General features: G+C 64.5%; 18 protein-coding genes. 8 read left to right on the top strand and 10 right to left on the bottom strand.

All coding sequences use genetic code 11. The features are described 5' to 3' along the window. The first annotated feature begins 23 nt into the window (after nt 1–23). Nucleotides 24–257, top strand: coding sequence for a NepR family anti-sigma factor (locus CWO91_RS16905; RefSeq protein WP_164934705.1), 234 nt, complete (start codon nt 24–26; stop codon nt 255–257). Continuing rightward, a complete protein-coding gene (locus tag CWO91_RS16900; protein ID WP_008543571.1) occupies nt 257–805 on the top strand; it encodes a sigma-70 family RNA polymerase sigma factor in 549 nt (182 codons plus the stop codon). Before CWO91_RS16905 ends, CWO91_RS16900 begins: the two co-directional genes overlap by 1 nt. Nucleotides 806–906: 101 nt before the next feature. On the opposite strand, the gene CWO91_RS16895 is transcribed toward CWO91_RS16900, so the two are convergent. The 8 genes from CWO91_RS16895 to CWO91_RS16860 form a co-directional block, all read right to left on the bottom strand. Then, entirely contained in the window at nt 907–1,608 is a 702-nt protein-coding gene (locus tag CWO91_RS16895; protein WP_130214546.1) for a nitroreductase, read from the bottom strand. A gap of 134 nt (nt 1,609–1,742) precedes the next feature. Beyond that, complete coding sequence (locus CWO91_RS16890; protein WP_130214544.1) at nt 1,743–2,987, bottom strand: acyl-CoA dehydrogenase; 1,245 nt, start codon at nt 2,985–2,987, stop codon at nt 1,743–1,745. Nucleotides 2,988–2,996: 9 nt separating this feature from the next. Then, nucleotides 2,997–4,244: an acyl-CoA dehydrogenase gene (locus CWO91_RS16885; RefSeq protein ID WP_130214542.1), complete on the bottom strand. Its 1,248-nt coding sequence runs from the start codon at nt 4,242–4,244 to the stop codon at nt 2,997–2,999. Between the two features lie 143 nt (nt 4,245–4,387). Next, the gene (locus CWO91_RS16880) at nt 4,388–5,515 is read right to left on the bottom strand and encodes an acyl-CoA dehydrogenase family protein (protein ID WP_130214540.1); all 1,128 of its coding nucleotides are present in this window, start codon (nt 5,513–5,515) and stop codon (nt 4,388–4,390) included. Between the two features lie 183 nt (nt 5,516–5,698). Then, nucleotides 5,699–7,570, bottom strand: coding sequence for an AMP-binding protein (locus CWO91_RS16875; protein WP_130214538.1), 1,872 nt, complete (start codon nt 7,568–7,570; stop codon nt 5,699–5,701). 43 nt (nt 7,571–7,613) lie between these two features. Continuing rightward, nucleotides 7,614–8,420, bottom strand: coding sequence for an enoyl-CoA hydratase/isomerase family protein (locus CWO91_RS16870; protein WP_130214536.1), 807 nt, complete (start codon nt 8,418–8,420; stop codon nt 7,614–7,616). 164 nt (nt 8,421–8,584) lie between these two features. After that, entirely contained in the window at nt 8,585–9,343 is a 759-nt protein-coding gene (locus tag CWO91_RS16865) for an SDR family NAD(P)-dependent oxidoreductase (RefSeq protein ID WP_130214534.1), read from the bottom strand. A gap of 65 nt (nt 9,344–9,408) precedes the next feature. Beyond that, on the bottom strand, nt 9,409–10,068 hold the full coding sequence (locus CWO91_RS16860) for a TetR family transcriptional regulator (RefSeq protein ID WP_208753037.1): 660 nt from the start codon (nt 10,066–10,068) through the stop codon (nt 9,409–9,411). A gap of 151 nt (nt 10,069–10,219) precedes the next feature. On the opposite strand from CWO91_RS16860, the gene CWO91_RS16855 reads away from it, so the two are divergent. Beyond that, complete coding sequence (locus CWO91_RS16855) at nt 10,220–11,392, top strand: acetyl-CoA C-acetyltransferase (RefSeq protein ID WP_130214530.1); 1,173 nt, start codon at nt 10,220–10,222, stop codon at nt 11,390–11,392. Nucleotides 11,393–11,581: 189 nt separating this feature from the next. Next, complete coding sequence (locus CWO91_RS16850) at nt 11,582–13,126, top strand: acyl-CoA synthetase (protein ID WP_130214528.1); 1,545 nt, start codon at nt 11,582–11,584, stop codon at nt 13,124–13,126. A 112-nt stretch (nt 13,127–13,238) separates the two neighbouring features. Here the strand turns inward: CWO91_RS16850 and CWO91_RS16845 are convergent, their stop codons facing one another. Then, entirely contained in the window at nt 13,239–13,781 is a 543-nt protein-coding gene (locus CWO91_RS16845) for a methylated-DNA--[protein]-cysteine S-methyltransferase (RefSeq protein ID WP_128931243.1), read from the bottom strand. Nucleotides 13,782–13,919: 138 nt separating this feature from the next. Between CWO91_RS16845 and CWO91_RS16840 the strand changes: the two genes are divergently transcribed. Both CWO91_RS16840 and CWO91_RS16835 read left to right on the top strand, forming a co-directional pair. Further along, complete coding sequence (locus CWO91_RS16840; RefSeq protein ID WP_130214526.1) at nt 13,920–14,738, top strand: alpha/beta fold hydrolase; 819 nt, start codon at nt 13,920–13,922, stop codon at nt 14,736–14,738. Between the two features lie 3 nt (nt 14,739–14,741). After that, a complete protein-coding gene (locus CWO91_RS16835) occupies nt 14,742–15,554 on the top strand; it encodes an alpha/beta fold hydrolase (protein WP_130214524.1) in 813 nt (270 codons plus the stop codon). A 91-nt stretch (nt 15,555–15,645) separates the two neighbouring features. On the opposite strand, the gene CWO91_RS16830 is transcribed toward CWO91_RS16835, so the two are convergent. Next, nucleotides 15,646–16,101, bottom strand: coding sequence for a carboxymuconolactone decarboxylase family protein (locus tag CWO91_RS16830; protein WP_130214622.1), 456 nt, complete (start codon nt 16,099–16,101; stop codon nt 15,646–15,648). Between the two features lie 99 nt (nt 16,102–16,200). Here CWO91_RS16830 and CWO91_RS16825 point away from each other — a divergent pair, with 99 nt between their 5' ends. Both CWO91_RS16825 and CWO91_RS16820 read left to right on the top strand, forming a co-directional pair. After that, the gene (locus CWO91_RS16825) at nt 16,201–17,058 is read left to right on the top strand and encodes a sigma-70 family RNA polymerase sigma factor (protein ID WP_130214522.1); all 858 of its coding nucleotides are present in this window, start codon (nt 16,201–16,203) and stop codon (nt 17,056–17,058) included. 304 nt (nt 17,059–17,362) lie between these two features. Further along, a partial coding sequence (locus tag CWO91_RS16820) for a GntR family transcriptional regulator (RefSeq protein ID WP_130214520.1) occupies nt 17,363–17,690 on the top strand: 328 nt, incomplete at its 3' end.

The following is a 17,690-nucleotide window of genomic DNA, read 5'->3' as shown; positions in this document are numbered from 1 at the left end:
CTCGGGGAAACGTGGAACAGGTCATGAAAGATCTCAAGTCTCAAGCCAGCAAAAGCACGACCCCCGGCAAGGGAGGGCTCACTCCGGAGATCCAATCCCGGATCGGGCATCAGCTGCGCGCCATGTACGACGACGTGGTGCGGCAAGGGGTTCCGGATCGGTTCGCGGAACTGATCAAGAAGCTTGATGCACCGGGAGCGGCCCACCAAGTGGAAAATGAGGGTGGATCCAACGACAACAACAATGGGAGGGATTAATGCCTCTCACGGACTCCCTGCGTAACGACATCCTGGCGGCCGTGCCGAGCTTACGCGCGTTCGCCATCTCGCTCAGCGGCAATGCGGACCGCGCCGACGATTTGGTGCAGGAGACGCTGCTCCGCGCGCTGGCCAACATCGACTCGTTCCAGCCCGGCTCCAACCTGCCGGCGTGGCTGTTCACGATCCTGCGCAACCTGTTCCGCTCCGACTATCGCAAGCGGCGGCGGGAGGTCGAGGACGCCGAAGGCAACTACGCCAAGACACTGAAGACCCAGCCGTCGCAAAACGCGCATCTCGAATTCGAGGAGTTTCGTACGGCGCTCGACAAGCTTCCACAGGACCAGCGTGAAGCGCTGATCCTGGTCGGCGCCTCCGGCTTCTCCTACGAGGACGCGGCCTCGATCTGCGGCTGCGCGGTCGGCACGATCAAGAGCCGCGTCAACCGCGCCCGCTCGAAGCTCGCCGCGCTGCTCTATGTCGAGGGCGCCGAGGACTTTGGGCCCGACGAGACCGTACGGGCCGTGATCGGCGGCAGCGGCGGCTGACGGCAGGCATCATCAGGATCGAGACGGCATGAAGGCGGCCCCTTCCGCGGCCGCCTTTGCGTGCGTGCGAGAACCTGAGGGCGCCAAGCTTGCAGCGCCGATCACTCGTCCACGAAGGTCACGGTGTCCGCGACATTGGCCCGCGAGGTGCGGTAGCTGTTGACCTTGTGCGCGTGGTCGGCATAGCCGAACGAGATGCCGCAGACGACACGGCGATCGTCCGGCAGGTTGAAGTGACGGCGGATCAGGCCGGAATGGCGCGCGAGCGCCGCCTGCGGAATGGTGCCGAGCCTAAGCGCCTGCGCGGCCAGCATGAAGTTGGAGACATAGGCGCCGCAATCGATCGCACCATAGATGCCGAGCGGCTCGTTGGTGTGGATGATCGCCACATGCGGCGCGCCGAAGAAGTTGTAATTCTCCAGCGCCTGCCTGGCATAGGCCGCCTTGTCGCCGCGCGCGATGCCGAGCGTGTTGTAGAGCTGAAAGCCGCTCTCGCGCCGGCGTTCGAGATAGACCCCGACATATTCGCGCGGCGGGATGAAATCGTAGTCGTCGCCGAGACCGCCGGAGGCTTCCTTGTAGATCGCCTGGCGAAAGCGCTCCTTGGCCGCGCCGCTGGCGATGATCACCTGCCAGGGCTGGCTGTTGCACCAGGACGCCGTGCGCTGCGCGGTAGTCAGCACATGCTCGATGGTGGCACGGTCAACTTCCTTCGGTAGAAAGGCACGCACGGAGTAGCGCTCGTTGAGGAGCTCTTCGAGCACGCCGATGCGGTCCTGGGTCTGGCTCACTTTTGCATCCATGTTTGGCTCGCGCTCTTCGCAGGGTGGGCAAAGGCGCATAGCGCCATGCCCACCGACAGACTTACCCCGGAGCATCTGCATATGGTGGGCACGCTTCGCTTTGCCCACCCTACAAGATACAGCGAGAGGTGAGATCAACGTCCCTTGGTCGGGATCTTGTTGTACGGCACGTCCTTGTCGACGCGGATGTCACCTGGCAGACCCAGTACCCGCTCGGCGATGATGTTGCGTAAAATTTCGTCAGTGCCGCCGGCGATGCGCATCGAAGGCGAGGACAGCAGCATCTGCTGGAATTGGCCCTGCACCGTCTCCTCGTCGCTGCCGGTGAGAACGCCGGCCGCGCCCTGCAGGTCCATGGCGTAGGTGGCGATGTCCTGGAGCATCATGCCCGAGACCAGCTTGCCGATCGAATTCTCCGGGCCCGGCCGCTCGCCCTTCGACAGCGCCGAGATCGCACGCATGCTGGTGTAGCGCAGGCCGCTCGCTTTCACCGCCCAGTTCGCAAGCTTTGATCGCACCGCCGGATCATCGATCGCAAGCCCATCCTCCAGCATCAGATTCGAGCAGAACTCGAACATTTCTGGCACGCCGGTTGCGAGCCGCGCGCCGATCGACATGCGCTCGTTCATCAGCGTGGTCAGCGACACGCTCCAGCCCTCGCCGACGGCGCCGAGGCGCTGGCTGTCGGGGATCACGACGTCGGTGAAATAGACCTCGTTGAACTCCTGCATGCCGTTGGCCTGCTTGATCGGACGCACCTCGACACCCGGGCTCTTCATGTCCAGGAAGAACATGGTGAGGCCCTTGTGCTTGGGGACACCAGGATCGGTGCGCGCGATCAGGAGGCCGTAGTCGGAATAATGCGCACCCGAGGTCCAGATCTTCTGGCCGTTGACGATCCAATTATCGCCCTTCCTCTCCGCGCGCGTGCGGAGGCCCGCGACGTCGGACCCGGCCGACGGTTCGGAGAACAGCTGGCACCAGATCTCCTCGCCCGAGGCGAGCTTCGGCAGATATCGGCGCTTGGCATCCTCGCTGCCGAAGGCCATCACGGTCGGGCCGCACATGCCCTCGCCGATCTGGAACGGCTGCGTCAGCTTGCCGTAGACGCCCTCCTCCTGCTGCCAGATCACGCGCTCGATCGGCGTCGCGCCGCGGCCGCCATATTCCTTCGGCCAGTGCAGGCAGGCCCAGCCCGCTTCGAACTTCTTCTTCTGCCAGGCCTTGCCGACATCGACGATGTCCTGCTTGGCAAGCCGGATGCGGCCGAGCGAGGATTTTGACAGCTCGGCATGCAGCTCCTTCGGCGCGTTAGCCTCGACCCATTTGCGCGCGGTCTCGCGGAATGCGGCTTCTTGCGGGGTGTCGTCGAAATTCATGGCGGACCTCTAACCTCTTCCCTTCGTCGGGATCTTGTTGAACGGCACGTCCTTGTCGACACGGATATCGCCCGGCAGGCCCAGCACCCGCTCGGCGATAATGTTGCGCATGATCTCGTCGGTGCCGCCTTCGACGCGCGTACCCGGTGCGCGCAGCAGCATCGCCTGGAAGCGGCCAGCCACTTCGGCGTCTTCGGGGCCGCTGACGACGCCAGCCGCGCCTTGCAGCTCCAGCGCGTAGGTCGCGACGTCCTGGATCATGGAGCCCGCCACCAACTTGCCGATGGAATTCTCCGGACCCGGCCGCTCGCCCTTCGACAGCGCCGAGATCGCGCGCATGCTGGTGTAGCGCAGGCCGCTCGCCTTCACCGCCCAGTTCGCGAGCTTCGCGCGCACCGCGCGATCCTCGATCGCAGGTCCATCGTCGAGCATCAGGCTGGAGCAATACTCGAACAGCTCCGGAAAGCCGGTCGAGACGCCGGCGCCGATCGACATGCGCTCGTTCATCAGCGTGGTCAGCGAGACGTTCCAGCCGTCTCCGACTTCGCCGAGGCGCTGGTGGTCGGGGATACGGACATTGGTGAAATAGACCTCGTTGAAATCGGAGGCGCCGCTCGCCTGCTTGATCGGCCTGACCTCGACGCCCGGGCTTTTCATGTCCAGGAAGAACATGGTGAGGCCCTTGTGCTTTGGCACGGTCGGGTCGGTGCGGGTCAGGAGAATGCCGTAGTCCGAATAATGCGCGCCCGAGGTCCAGATCTTCTGGCCGTTGATGACCCAGTCTTCACCGTCCTTCTCGGCACGCGTGCGCAGGCCCGCGACGTCCGAGCCGCCGGCCGGCTCGGAAAACAGCTGGCACCAGATCTTCTCGCCTGAAGCGAGCGGCGGCAGATAGGTCCGCTTATGCTCCTCGCGCGCAAACGCCATCATGGTCGGCCCGCACATGCCGTGGCCGATGATGAACATGTGGGAGAGCTTTCCGAACGGCCCCTCCTCCTGCTGCCAGATCACGCGCTCGATCGGCGAGGCACCGCGGCCGCCATATTCCTTCGGCCAGTGCAGGCAGGCCCAGCCGGCATCGGCCTTCTTCTTCTGCCAGGCCTTTGCGACCTCGAGAATGTTCGCGTTCTTGAGCTGCGTGCGGCCGAGCGAGGATTTGCGCAGCTCGTCCTCGTATTGCTTGGGTGCGTTGGCACCGATCCAGGCGCGGGCGGTGGCGCGGAATTCGGCTTCCTGCGGGGTGTCGTCGAAGTTCATGGTCTCATCTCTCGGTTTCGTTCCCCGGACGCTGCGCAGCACGGAGTGATGCGCTGCAGATCCGGGGTCCATTGCGGCCTCTGGGTCCCGGCTCTGCGAAGCGGCATTGCATGCCGCATCGCGTCCGGGACACGAGCGGCGGCTTACGCCGCGTTCTTCTTCCGCATGCGATCGATCAACTGATCTTCCCAATAGGTGAGGCTGCCGAGCCCGAGCGCCATGGCGTTGGCGCGGCGGTAGTACACGTGGCAGTCGAACTCCCAGGTAAAGCCCATGCCGCCGTGAACCTGGATGTTGTTCTTGGCACAGTGCTGGAAGGCCTGCGTCGCGCTGATCCGCGCGGCCGCCGCCGCTTCCGGCAATTCGGCAGCGTTGGTCGAGAGCGCCCAAGCACCGTAATAGCTGTTGGAGCGTGCCAGCGTCGCCGAGACATACATGTCGGCGAGCATGTGCTTGACCGCCTGGAACGAGCCAATCTGACGGCCGAAGGCGATGCGATCGAGCGCATAGTCGCGGCCCATCTCCAGGGCGCGGTCGGCACCGCCGACCTGCTCGAAGGCGCAGAGCACGGCGGCGCGGTCCAGCACCTGGGTGAGGATGCTCCAGCCATCGCCGGCAGCCCCCAGCGGCTCGGCCTTGCAGTCTTTGAAGGTGATCTCGGCCTGCCCGCGGGTGGGATCGAGATTGGTGAGACTTTTCACCTCAACACCCGCGCCTTTGAGATCGACCAGGAACAGCGAGATATCATTCTCACGCCCACTCGATCCCGTGCGCGCGGCAACCACGGCGAAGTCGGCGATGGCGCCATCAGCCACCGGCTTCTTGACGCCGTTGAGCACGCCATTCGAAGCGGTCAGCTTGACGTTCTTCGGCGACGGATTGCCCTTGCCCTCGAACAGCGCCAGCGTGCCGATCGCCTCGCCCGAAGCAATCGCGGGCAGCCATTTCTTCTTTTGCGCGTCGCTGCCGGCGATCAGCAGCGCTTCGGCGGCAAGGTACACGGTCGAGGAGAACGGCACCGGCGCGTTCGCGCGCCCCATTTCCTCCGCGACCACGCAGAGCTCGAGATGGCCGGCGCCCGCGCCGCCGAATTCTTCGGGAATCGCGACGCCGAGAAGCCCCATCTCGGCAAGGCCCTTCCACAGTTCCTTGTCGTAGGGTGCCTTGCCGTCGAGTACGACGCGCACGGCCTTGGGCGAGCACTTCTCGTTGAGGAATTTGCGCGCCTGGTCGCGGAGCTGCTTCTGGTCGTCCGAAAAGTCAAAGTTCATGGCGGGCCACCTTTTTATTCGTTGTCATTCATTGATGCCGTTATTCCGGGGCGCGACGAAGTCGCGAGCCCGGAATCCATTCCACCGCGTCAATGCGGCCCGATGGATTCTCTGATGCGCAATTGCGCATCAAAGTTCGCGCTGCGCGCCCCCGGGGAATGACGAGATGAGAGAGTTGTGCATTCATCGCAGCACGATCACATCCTGATCCGGCTTGTCCGCATAAAGCCGCTCCACCAGCATCGCGCGGCGCTCCAAGCCGGCGCGCTGGTTGATGTAGCCCTTGTCGGTGAGCTCATTGCCGTCGATCGAAGGCGGCTCGACCATCAACATGGCGCGCGCGATGACGCGGCTGCTGGCGCCCTCGCACTCCCGGTTGTGCGTCTCCAGCCCGCGCCTGAAGCAGGCGATCACCTCGGGGTGCTTCACCGCATCCGTAAAGCTCAGATCGGGATTGCCGACGAGCTGGCGGCAGGCATGCAGGTTTGGCCAGGCGAGCAGGCCAATGAAGGCGCGATCCTGTCCCGCGATCAGCGCGTCATGCACGACGGGAGTCGCGGCCGCGATCGCATCGGTCCGGAGCGAGCCGACATGCACGAACGTGCCCGTGGTGAGCTTGAAGTCTTCCACCACGCGCCCGGCAAAGATGATGCCCTGCACCGGATCGGCATCGTCGACGAAGATGCCGGCATCGCCGATGCAGTAAAAGCCTTCCTCGTCGAACATCTTTTTCGTCAGCTCCGGCTGGCCGAAATAGCCAGGCGTGACATTGACGCCGCGCAGGCGCAGCTCGTATTTCGAGCCGCACGGCACCATTTTCAATTCGACCCCGGGGAACGGCAAGCCGATCAGGCCGACGCGCTCGGTGTCCCAATAGGTGCCGGTCGAGGTCGGCGCGGTCTCGGTCGAGCCCCAGCCGGTGTAGAACACGATGCGCTCACCGGTCGTCTTCACCGCCAGCGCCTGCATGCGGTCGTAGAGATCGTCGGGCAGCCGCGCGCCGCCATAGGCCATGATCGACAGGTTCTTGAAGAAGGATCGGCACAGCGCGTCGTCCTTCTCCATCGCCGCCGCCAGTGCGGCATAGCCGGCCGGCACGTTGGCGTAATAGGTCGGCGATATCTCGTGCAAATTGCGCAACGTCTCCTCGAACTGGCCCGGCATCGGCCGGCCGTCGTCGATATAGAGCGTGCCGCCGTCGACCAGCACGGGGTGGAATGCCGCATTGCCGCCCATGGTGTGGTTCCAGGGCATCCAGTCCAGCATGGTCGAGATCGGACCGCTGGGATCGCGCGGCCGCACCTGCATCATCATCGCCGCGTTGGCGCACATCATCCCTTGCGTGTTGATGACGGCCTTGGGCATGCCGGTCGAGCCGGAGGTGAACAGCAGCTTGCCGACGGTCTGCGGCGTGATCTGTGCAATCGACGCCTCAACCTCGGCGGTCACGGGCGTTGCGGCGAGCTCGGCAAAGCTGACGCTCTTGATGCCGTCGCAGGAGCGTGCGACGTGAACGACGGTGACGCCGGTAAGGTCGAGCGCCTTCAGGGCCTTCTCGAAGGTCGGGCCGTCCTGCACCATCACCACGGCCGGCTTGATCAGGTCGAACAGGTATTTCAGCTTGACGTGATCGTGGCTCATCAGCGAGTAGGCCGGCGACACGGGAGCCGCCGGGACCCGCGCCTGCATCGCGGCCTGTGTCATCAGGGCGTGCTCGATCGAATTGCCGGAAAGGATCGTGACGGGCCGTCCCTCGAGCTCGAGGTTCAGCAGCGCTTGCGTCAGCGCATCCACGGTGCGCTTGGCCTCGCCATAGGACACCTTGCGCCATTCGCGGGTGGGCCCGCCGCGCTGCGCGAGCCAGGTGCGCGCGGGCGCTTCCTTCGCCCATTTCGCCAGCGAAGCCGGGATGTGGTTCTCGTAAGGCTGCAGCGGAATGCGCGACTTCAGCACCAGCGTGCCGTCGCCGCGGCGCTCGACGTCAATGTCGCGCGCGAGCCACTCGACCTTGCGAAAGGCGGGCTTCGTCATCACCGCCGCCGCGCTTCCACTCATTTTGCGTCTCCCGGAATTAATGTCCTTTGCGGATCATTCTCGTTCAGCGCTTGATATAGACAGGCTTTCGCTTCTCAAGGAAGGCCCTGATGCCTTCCGAAAATTCCTCGGAACGACTGCACAGGACCTGGTTGCGGTCCTCCATCGCAATCGCTGCTTCCAGCGACCCGGCATCGACGCTCATGTTGAGACATTCCTTGGACAGACGCAGCCCCACGGGCGAGGCCGTCATCATCGCGTCGATATAAGGCGCCGCCGCGTCGTCGAGCTTGTCCTCATCTACGACCTCCGAAACGAGCCCGACCGCCAACGCGCGCTCGGCGCCGATGAAGCGCCCGGTGAGGATCAGCTCGGATGCCACGGACACGCCGACGAGGCGCGGCAGGAAATAGCTGGTGCCGATGTCGCAGCCGCCAAGACCAAGCTTGATGAAGGCGCAGTTCATCCGCGCCGATGTCGTCGCAATCCGGATGTCGGACGCGAGCGCCAGCGCGAAGCCGCCGCCGGCCGCGGCGCCCTGCACCAGCGCGAGAATTGGCTGCGGGCAACGCCGCATCAGCATCACGATGTCGGCGATGCGCCGCTGCGAGTCGAGCGACTCGGTCACACCGGGCGGCTCCTGCTGACCGGCGCGGCGCGCCATCGCGGCCTTGAGATCGAGGCCCGCGCAAAAATTCCTGCCGGCGCCTTTCAACACGACGACGCGGGTATCGCGGTTGCGCTGGAGGCCTTGGAAGTAGGTGTTGAGCGCGTCGATCAGCGCCGGATCGAGCGCATTGAGGTGTTCGGGCCGATTGAGCGTGACCCGGTCGACGCCATCGTTATGCTCGATCAGCAGCAGTTGGGACATGCGCAATCTCCCCATCGTCGTCCTGGACAAGCGAGCGGAGCGAGCGCTGATCCAGGACCCATAACCACAGTCCCGAGTTGTTGAACCACCGGCGTTGGTCAAGCTCGCGCGACTACTCACGCCGGTGGCAATGGGTCCTGGCTTTCGCCAGGACGACAGCGCGTCTACCGCGGCGCCATGCGAATGGCGCCGTCGAGGCGGATGGTCTCGCCGTTGAGCATCGGGTTCTCGACGATGTGCACTGCGAGCATGCCGTATTCGGCGGCGTCACCGAGGCGCGAAGGGTGCGGCACCTGGGCGCCCAGGCTCTTGCGGGCTTCTTCGTTGAGGCCCATCAGCAGCGGCGTGAAGAACAGGCCGGGCGCGATGGTGTTGACGCGGATCTTCTGGCTGGCGAGATCGCGCGCGGCCGGCAGCGTCAGGCCAACGACGCCGCCCTTCGACGCCGAATAGGCGATCTGGCCGATCTGACCTTCGTACGCGGCGACCGAGGCCGTGTTGACGATTACGCCGCGCTCCTCACCGATCGGCTCGATCGTGACGAGACGCTCTGCGAACAGCCGCAGGCAGTTGAAGGTGCCGATCAAATTGACGTTGATGATGCGCGCGAACTTCTCCAGCGGATAGACGCCGTCGCGGCCGACGATCCGCTGCGAACCGCCGATGCCGGCGCAGTTCATCAGCACGCGCGCGACGCCATGCGCGGCTTCTGCCTTGGCGATCGCCGCCTTGATCTGCTCCTCGCTGGTGACGTCGGCATGGAGCGCGACGCCCTTCACCTCAGCGGCGACCTTCTCGGCGTTTTCCTTGCTCTGGTCGATCACGCCGATCTTGGCGCCCTTGGTAGCCATGGCGCGGGCGGTCGCGGCACCCAGGCCCGAACCGCCGCCGGTGATGAGAACGGCTACGTCTTTCAACTGCATCGCTTGTACCTTTCCTTTACCTTTTCCTTGGGCGTTTCTTCTCTGGACTTGAAGGTTCGGCCGGATCATCCAGCCGCGGCAGCTTCCTCGACTTGCGTGAGGATGCCGCCGCAGATCAGCGTTTCCATGTGCTTGATGTATTGCCGGCAGACTTCGTCGGTGACCGGGCCGACGCCGGTCGCGCGAGACATCGCGTGCCGGCCGAAGAACAGGTGATCGCAGGCGCCGATCAGGCTGGTGTAGAACAGCACCGGATCGGTGGCGCGGAACTCGCCGCGGCTGACGCCGTCGGCCAGCAGGCGGCGGTGGAAGTCCAGCAGCGGCGCGACGAAGAACTTCGACACCTCATCTGCGCATTCCGGCTTGGTCTCGTGCAGGAGATAGTGGATCAGCCGGTTCATGTACGGGAACCGGTAGTAGGCCCGGATGATGCCTCCGATATGCAGCTTCAGCTTCGCGGTCGGCGTGATCGGCTGCGCCAGCAGATATTCGAGATTGGACAGTTCGGTCGCGGCGTTGCGCTCCAGCAGCGCCAGCAGCAGGCCGTCCTTGTTGCCGAAATGATATTTGACCAGCGCGGCGTTGGCGCCCGACTTCTGGGCGATGTCGGAAAGCGAGATCTCGATCGAGGAGCGTTCGATCATCAGCTCGCTCGCGGCCACGAGCAATTTCTCTGCCGTGGAATTCTTTCCGCTGGGGAGCTTGGTCGGTACGCTGGTAGCCACAGAGATCCCTGAAAATGCCTCGTGAGGCGCGCAGATAAGCGCAAGCCGCGCCGCATCACAAGAGTTAATTGATCGATTGACTAAACGATCGCGCGCCCCTTAAATCCGTCCCCGACAACCAACCCCAATCAAGAATTCAGGGAGAAACCGAATGGCCGAGGCTTACATCGTCGCCGCTGCGCGCACTGCGGGCGGGCGCAAGGGGGGCCGCCTCGCCGGCTGGCATCCGGCCGATCTGGCCGCAAAAGTGCTGGACGAGCTGGTCGACCGCACCAAGGTCGATCCAGCCCTGGTCGAGGACGTGATCATGGGCTGCGTGATGCAGGTCGGTGAGCAGTCCAACAACGTCGCACGCAACGCGGTGATGGCGTCAAAACTGCCGGAGAGCGTGCCGGGGACCTCGATCGACCGCCAGTGCGGCTCCTCGCAGCAGGCGCTGCACTTCGCCGCGCAAGCCGTGATGTCCGGCGCGATGGACGTGGTGATCGCCGCCGGCGTGGAATCGATGACGCGGGTGCCGATGGGCCTGTCGTCACAGCTCCCGGCCAAGAACGGTTTTGGCAATTACAAGAGCCCGGGCATCGAGAAGAAATATCCCAACATCGTGTTCAGCCAGTTCACCGGCGCGGAGATGATGGCCGAGAAGTACGGCCTCTCCAAGGATGAGCTCGACGAGTACTCCTACAACAGCCATCAGCGCGCAATCGCGGCGACCCAGGCCGGCCACTTCAAGAAGGAGATCGTGCCGCTCCAGATCACCCGTGCCGACGGCAGCAAGGACACTCACCACATCGACGAAGGCATCCGTTTCGACGCAACGATCGAAGGCATCAAGGGCGTCAAGCTGATCGCCGAGAACGGCAAGCTCACCGCGGCCAGCGCCAGCCAGATCTGCGACGGCGCCTCCGGCGTCATGGTGGTGAATGAGCGCGGCCTGAAGCAGCTCGGCGTCAAGCCGCTCGGTCGCATCCACCACATGACCATGACCGGCGGCGACCCCGTCATCATGCTCGACGCTCCGCTGCACGCGACCAAGCGCGCGCTGGAGAAGGCCGGCATGAAGATTGGCGACATTGATCTGTTCGAGGTCAACGAGGCCTTTGCCTCGGTGCCGACTGCCTGGCTCAAGACCACCGGCGCCGATCCGGAGCGTCTCAACGTCAACGGCGGCGCGATCGCGCTCGGCCACCCCCTCGGCGGCTCCGGCACCAAGCTGATGACCACGCTGGTCCACGCCCTGCACCAACGCGGCAAGCGCTATGGCCTCCAGACCATGTGCGAGGGTGGCGGCATGGCCAACGTCACGATCGTGGAGCGGCTGTAAGCTGCGGCCACGCAAACGGTGTCGTCCCGGACCAGCGCGCCTCAAGCGCGCGCCGATCCGGGACCCATAACCACAGGAAGCTGTGGTTGTGCTGCGCTGGAGCTCCATCTCGTTTCAACAACCGAGGCCCGTGGTTATGGATCCCGGCCTTCGCCGGGATGACACCTTTTTTGTTGCGAGACCTCCCCGATGACCCACCCCTCCATCCACGCCCGCACCACGCCGAACAAGATCGCCTATCAGATGGCCGGCACCGGCAAGGCGATTACCTATCGCGAGCTCGACGAGCTCTCGAACCAGGGCGCGCAGCTCTTCCGCTCGCTTGGCCTCAAGGCCGGCGACCACATCGCGCTGTTGATGGAGAACCGGCTCGCCTTCATGGAGATCTGCTGGGCGGCACAACGCAGCGGGCTCTATTACACCGCGATCAGCCGCTATCTGAAGCAGGACGAGATCGACTACATCGTCAAGGATTGCAGCGCCAAGGTCGTGATCACAACGCCGAAATGCACCGACCAGATCAAGGGCCTGATCAAGGGCGCCGCCGGCGAGCCGATCTTCTACATGATGGACGAACCGCTACCGGGCTTCCGCTCCTACGACAAAGAAGCCGCCGCGCAGCCGACGACGCCGATCGCGGACGAGGTCGCCGGCTACGACATGCTGTATTCGTCCGGCACCACGGGCCGTCCGAAAGGCGTCAAGAAGGCGTTCGAGGGCAAGCCGATCGACGAGCCGAACGCATTCCTGCGCGTGCTCTGTGCCAATATGTGTGGCATGAACGCCGACACAATCTACCTTTCTCCGGCGCCGCTCTATCACGCGGCCCCGTTGCGCTTCAACATGATGGCGGTCGTGCTCGGCGGCACCTCCATCATCATGGAGCATTTTGACGCCGAGGAATTTTTGAAGCTCGTCGAGCAATACAAGGTCACGCAGTCGCAGCTGGTGCCGACCATGTTCGTGCGCATGCTGAAGCTGCCGGACGAGGTGCGCACCAAATACAATGTCTCCACGCTGAAGGGCGCGATCCACGCCGCCGCGCCCTGCCCCGTCGACGTCAAAGCCAAGATGATCGAATGGTGGGGACCGATCCTGATCGAGTACTATGCCGGCTCGGAAGGCAACGGCGTCACCGTCTGCAATTCGAAAGATTGGCTGGCGCACCGCGGCAGCGTCGGCCGCGCCGTGGTCGGCAAGGTCAAGATCTTGGACGAGAACGACGAGGAGCAGCCGGTGGGCGAAATCGGCACGGTCTATTTCGCCGACGCGCCGGCCTTCACCTATCACAACGATCCTGAAAAGACGAAGAAGGCCTACAATGCCAAGGGCTGGTCGACGCTTGGCGACGTCGGCTATCTCGACAAGGACGGCTTCCTCTATCTCACCGACCGCAAGTCCTACATGATCATCTCCGGCGGGGTGAACATCTATCCGCAGGAGACCGAGGACGTGCTGATCACCCATCCAGAAGTCGCTGACGTCGCCGTGTTCGGCGTTCCGAATGAGGAGATGGGCGAAGAGGTCAAGGCGGTGGTGCAACCGCACGACATGAAGCGTGCCGGCAAGGCGCTCGAGGCCGAGTTGATCGCCTATTGCAAGGGCCGCCTCTCCGCCATCAAGTGTCCGCGCTCGATCGATTTCGAGGCCGAGCTGCCGCGCACGCCCACGGGTAAGCTGGTGAAGCGGCATTTGCGCGACAGGTATTGGCCGAAGACGGCAGCGGAGATTTAGCGGGGGATTCGTAGGATGGGTTAGCGTAGCGTAACCCACCACTGTTTGTCTCCACGGAGACGAAAGAGGTGGGTTACGCCTTCGGCTAACCCACCCTACGCGTCCCGCAACCTCAATCAAACAGGCTCGGCGTGTGGTTCACCAGCGCGCCTTCGATCTCGAGCATCTTCAGCTTCGTCACCACGCCGCCATTCGCCGAGAAGCCGCCGGGCTTGTTGCCGGCCGCCAGCACGCGATGGCAGGGCACGACGATCGGGCACGGATTGCGGCCGAGCGCCTGGCCGACGTCGCGCGACAGTTCGACGCCGCCGAGTTGCTTCGCAATGTCGCCATAGGTCATGGTCTTGCCCGGCGGGATGGTGCGGGCAATGTCGTAGACGCCGCGATTGAACTCGGGCACGCCGTCGAGATCGAGCGGGATGTCGGTGAGATCATCCGGCTCGCCCGCGAGCAGCTTGACGATGCGGTCGATCGCCCGCTGCACCTCGGCGGTGGGCTCGGCTTCGGTCGCCTCCGCATGGCGCTGATGGATACGGGTGCGGATCTTCTGCTCGCCGCCCATCGGCAATTGCGTGCCGTTGATGCCGCGCGGGCCCCAGGCGATGGCGCACAGGCCGATCCTGGTATCGAACAGGGCAAAATGCTGGTCGGTCATGGCTTGGTTCCTGGCTTGCTTCCTCGTCGCAGGCCCCCTCTTTGATCTCCTGCGAAATCTAGGCTTGGAAATAGTTGCGATCCACCCGGTTTCCGGGAATCTTGCACAGGAGTTCCTGTTCCTTCGCGCGAGCCCAGAATGCAAAGCCTCCACGTCAACGGATACGACATGCCCTACCTCGACGTGGGCGAAGCCAAAGGCGGACCGCCACTGGTCTGCGTGCACGGCTCGCTCTCGGACTTCCGCATCTGGGGCTGCGTGCTTGGCCCGTTCTCGCAGCGGCACCGGGTGATCGCTGTCAGCTTGAGGCACTTCTTCCCGGCGCGATGGGACGGCCTCGGTGACACCTATTCGATTGCCCAGCACGTCGACGACGTCATCGCCTTCATCGAGAAGCTCGACCTCGGCCCGGTCGACCTGATGGGCCATTCCCGCGGCGGGCACATCTGCTTCCGCGTGGCGCAAGCGCGCCCCGACCTATTGCGGCGGCTGATCCTGGCCGAGCCCGGCGGCGAGCTCGATGCAAGCCTCGATCCCGATTACGTCGGCGGCCCCTCGCCGCTACTGGCGCGCTTCACGGCCTCGGCTGAGAAGATCGCAGCCGGCGATGTCGACGGTGGCCTCGCAGTCTTCGTCGACACGCTGGAGGGCCCCGGCACCTGGCCGCGACTGCCGGCGATGGTGAAGCAGAATCTGCGCGACAACGCCATGACGCTGATCGGCCAGGTCCGCGACAATCGCCCGCCGTTCTCGAAAGCGGATGCGGAGTCCATCAAAATGCCGACGCTATTCATCCTTGGCGCGCGGACCAAGGGCCTGCTTCCAAAGGTGCTGCATGCGCTCGCGGCGCATGTGCCCTATTCGAAGACCGCGATCATCCCGAACGCGACACATCCGATGTTCGAGCAGGCGCCGCAGAAATACTCCGAAGTGGTGCTGGATTTTCTGGCGAGCTGACCCATGCAGACATTTCGCGTCAACGGTTACGACATGGCCTATCTCGAAATCGGAGACGGCCCACCGCTGGTCTGCGTGCACGGCACGTTAGGCGATTTCCGCACCTGGTATTCGGTGCTCGGCCCACTGTCGAAGAACCATCGCGTGATCTCGGTCAGCCTGCGGCACTTCTTTCCCGAGCATTGGGATGCCGTCGGCGACGACTACAAGATGGCCCGGCATGTCGCTGATACGATCGCCTTCATCGAGCAGGTCCAGCCCGCACCGGTCGACCTGATGGGCCATTCGCGCGGCGGACACATCGCCTTCCGTGTCGCGCAGGCCCGGTCTGATCTCCTGCGAAAACTGGTGCTGGCCGAACCGGGCGGCGATCTCGATGCCAGCCTGCCGGTGCCCGCCGGCACGCCCACGCATCCGCCGTTGGCCGCGCGCACCGCGCGCTCGGTCGAGATGATCCGCGCCGGCGACATCGAGGGCGCGCTGCAGAATTTTTACGAAGGCATCGAGGGCGACGGCTCCTGGCGGCGCGTGCCGGCGGCGGCCAAGCAGCAACTGCGCGACAACGCACTGACCTTCATCGGCCAGATCAATGAGCAGCGCAAACCCTACACACTCGCGGATGCGCAGGCGATCAGGACGCCGACGCTGCTGATCGGCGGCGGCGCGACCACGGGAAGTCTGTCGGTGATGTGGCGCGTGCTGGCCGAGCACATCGCAGGCAGCAAGACGGCGGTGATCCCGAACGCCGGCCACTGGATGTTCGAACAGGCGCCGCTGGAGTTCGGGGAAGTGGTGAACAGGTTCTTGGCGGAGTAGGCGCGCTGCGTAAGGCGCGCACCGTCGTTGATCTCCCTCGCCCCGCCTGCGGGGAGAGGGAGTGCGCGGTCAGTGCCTCCCTCACACGCGCTCACATCTTCCAAACGCCGACCGGCATCTTGATCGTCGCGTTCAGCCGGTTCCAGACGTTGATCGTTGCGATCGAGAGGATCAACGTGGCGAGCTTGCGCTCGTCAAAATGCTTGGCGGCCTCGTTCCAGATCGCATCGGGCACCGGATCCTCGCGATCGGCAAGACGCGTGACCGCCTCGGTCAGCGCCAGCGCGGCGCGCTCGGCCTCGGTGAAATAGGGCGCCTCGCGCCAGGCGGACACGGCGAAGAGGCGTTCATCGGTCTCGCCAAGCTTGCGCGCGACCTTGGGATGCATATCGACGCAGACGCTGCAGCCATTGATCTGGCTGGCGCGCAGGTGCACCAGTTCCAGGAGCTTTTCCGGCAGACCCTGCTTGGTCAAATTGCCGAGGGACTGAAGGACATTCATGGCCTCCGGCAGGACCATGACCGGGTGATTCATGCGGGCGTGCATCATCTTGCGTCTCCGTTAGAGAATTTCGAAGGTTCCGGTCACATCGACCGGATTGGCTTCGTCATGGGCATGACGGATCGCGATGAGGGAATGTGACCGATGACTGAAGAAAATCTTCTCACCCGCCAGTTCGAGGCCAGCCGGGACCATCTGCGCGCGGTCGCCTACCGGATGCTGGGCTCCCGCGCTGAGGTCGACGATGCCGTGCAGGAGGCCTGGCTGCGGGTCAGCCGCTACGATATGTCCGACGTCGCGAACCTGCGCGGCTGGTTGACCACCGTGGTCGCGCGCATCTGCCTCGACATGCTCCGCGCCCGGAAATCGCGCCGCGAGGATCCGATGGGTCCGCACGTGCCCGAGCCGGTCGACGAGACGCGGGAGCGCGAGGCGGAGATGGCCGATTCCGTCGGCGCGGCGCTGCTGGTCGTGCTGGAAACGCTGCAGCCGGCGGAAAGGCTCGCCTTCGTGCTGCACGACATGTTCGCCGTTCCCTTCGATGAGATCGCGCCAATCGTCGGCCGCTCGGTCGATGCCTCGCGGCAGCTGGCGAGCCGCGCGCGACGCCGTGTGCAGGGTGCGCCGGTGCCGGAGACGGATCTGTCGCGCCAGCGCGGAATCGTCGATGCCTTCCTCAAAGCTTCGCGCGAGGGCGATTTCGAGGGCCTGCTGGCCGTGCTCGATCCCGACGTCGTATTCCGCGCCGACCAGGCCGCGGTGCGGCTTGGCTCACTGCCCGAAATCCGCGGCGCGGACGCGGTGGCGCAGACCTTCAAGGGCCGCGCCCAGGCCGCGCGGACTGCGCTGGTCGATGGCGAAATGGGCGTCGCCGTCGTTCTCGGCGGCCAGCTGCGCATCGCGCTACGCGTCAGCTTCAGGGACGGCCGGATCGCCGGGATCAATGCTACGGCCGATGCCGAGCGAATTGCGACGCTCGATGTGGAGGTGCTCGAGCGCTAGGTAGTAACAGGCCGGCGGTGGTCTTGCGCTGCTCCGTGGTGGCGGCGAGCGCATTCAGGCGAGCTTCGGTGAAGTCGGCCATCTTCATCCGCCTCAACCATCCCTGAGGGCATCGCCCGGGGCCAGATCATTTTTCTCGAAAAACAACCCCATGCACAGTAGATGGCGCTAGCAATATCAATAGCTTAGCTGCTCCAAATGGAAGGTCGGGCCACCCTCTGGTACCGCTTGACGCGGTCGATCCCGCAGCGTAGCTTCGAATACGGAATTCCGTATTCCCTCTTTACGTCTCGGAGCTGCCGGCGTGATCCCTCTCGACCCGCTCCCGAACCTGATCGACCAGGTCTATGCGCGGATCCTGGAGGCGATCTCCGACCGCACGCTTCAGCCCGGCCAGCGCATCCGGCAGAACGAACTCGCCGACAAGCTCGGGGTGTCGCGCCAGCCGGTGTCGCACGCGTTGCATTTGTTGCACCGGCAGGGCCTGGTCGCCGAGAGCGGCAAGCGCGGCTTCGAGGTGACCCAGCTCGACCCCTCACGCATCCGCCAGCTCTACGAGGTGCGCGGCGCCATCGATGCGCTGGCCGCCCGGCTGGCCGCCGAGCGCGCAGGCACTGACGCCGCGGCTTGCG

The organism is Bradyrhizobium genosp. SA-3 (assembly GCF_004212635.1).
Taxonomy (GTDB): Bacteria; Pseudomonadota; Alphaproteobacteria; order Rhizobiales; family Xanthobacteraceae; genus Bradyrhizobium.
This window is presented reverse-complemented; position numbering and strand designations above follow the sequence as displayed.

Excerpts from the sequence above, each read along its gene's own strand:
- CWO91_RS16905 (WP_164934705.1), top strand. The coding sequence starts at position 24 with ATGAAAGATCTCAAGTCTCAAGCCAGCAAAAGCACGACCCCCGGCAAG.
- CWO91_RS16900 (WP_008543571.1), top strand. The coding sequence starts at position 257 with ATGCCTCTCACGGACTCCCTGCGTAACGACATCCTGGCGGCCGTGCCG.
- CWO91_RS16895 (WP_130214546.1), bottom strand. The coding sequence starts at position 1,608 with ATGGATGCAAAAGTGAGCCAGACCCAGGACCGCATCGGCGTGCTCGAA.
- CWO91_RS16890 (WP_130214544.1), bottom strand. The coding sequence starts at position 2,987 with ATGAATTTCGACGACACCCCGCAAGAAGCCGCATTCCGCGAGACCGCG.
- CWO91_RS16885 (WP_130214542.1), bottom strand. The coding sequence starts at position 4,244 with ATGAACTTCGACGACACCCCGCAGGAAGCCGAATTCCGCGCCACCGCC.
- CWO91_RS16880 (WP_130214540.1), bottom strand. The coding sequence starts at position 5,515 with ATGAACTTTGACTTTTCGGACGACCAGAAGCAGCTCCGCGACCAGGCG.
- CWO91_RS16875 (WP_130214538.1), bottom strand. The coding sequence starts at position 7,570 with ATGAGTGGAAGCGCGGCGGCGGTGATGACGAAGCCCGCCTTTCGCAAG.
- CWO91_RS16870 (WP_130214536.1), bottom strand. The coding sequence starts at position 8,420 with ATGTCCCAACTGCTGCTGATCGAGCATAACGATGGCGTCGACCGGGTC.
- CWO91_RS16865 (WP_130214534.1), bottom strand. The coding sequence starts at position 9,343 with ATGCAGTTGAAAGACGTAGCCGTTCTCATCACCGGCGGCGGTTCGGGC.
- CWO91_RS16855 (WP_130214530.1), top strand. The coding sequence starts at position 10,220 with ATGGCCGAGGCTTACATCGTCGCCGCTGCGCGCACTGCGGGCGGGCGC.
- CWO91_RS16850 (WP_130214528.1), top strand. The coding sequence starts at position 11,582 with ATGACCCACCCCTCCATCCACGCCCGCACCACGCCGAACAAGATCGCC.
- CWO91_RS16845 (WP_128931243.1), bottom strand. The coding sequence starts at position 13,781 with ATGACCGACCAGCATTTTGCCCTGTTCGATACCAGGATCGGCCTGTGC.
- CWO91_RS16840 (WP_130214526.1), top strand. The coding sequence starts at position 13,920 with ATGCAAAGCCTCCACGTCAACGGATACGACATGCCCTACCTCGACGTG.
- CWO91_RS16835 (WP_130214524.1), top strand. The coding sequence starts at position 14,742 with ATGCAGACATTTCGCGTCAACGGTTACGACATGGCCTATCTCGAAATC.
- CWO91_RS16830 (WP_130214622.1), bottom strand. The coding sequence starts at position 16,101 with ATGCACGCCCGCATGAATCACCCGGTCATGGTCCTGCCGGAGGCCATG.
- CWO91_RS16825 (WP_130214522.1), top strand. The coding sequence starts at position 16,201 with ATGACTGAAGAAAATCTTCTCACCCGCCAGTTCGAGGCCAGCCGGGAC.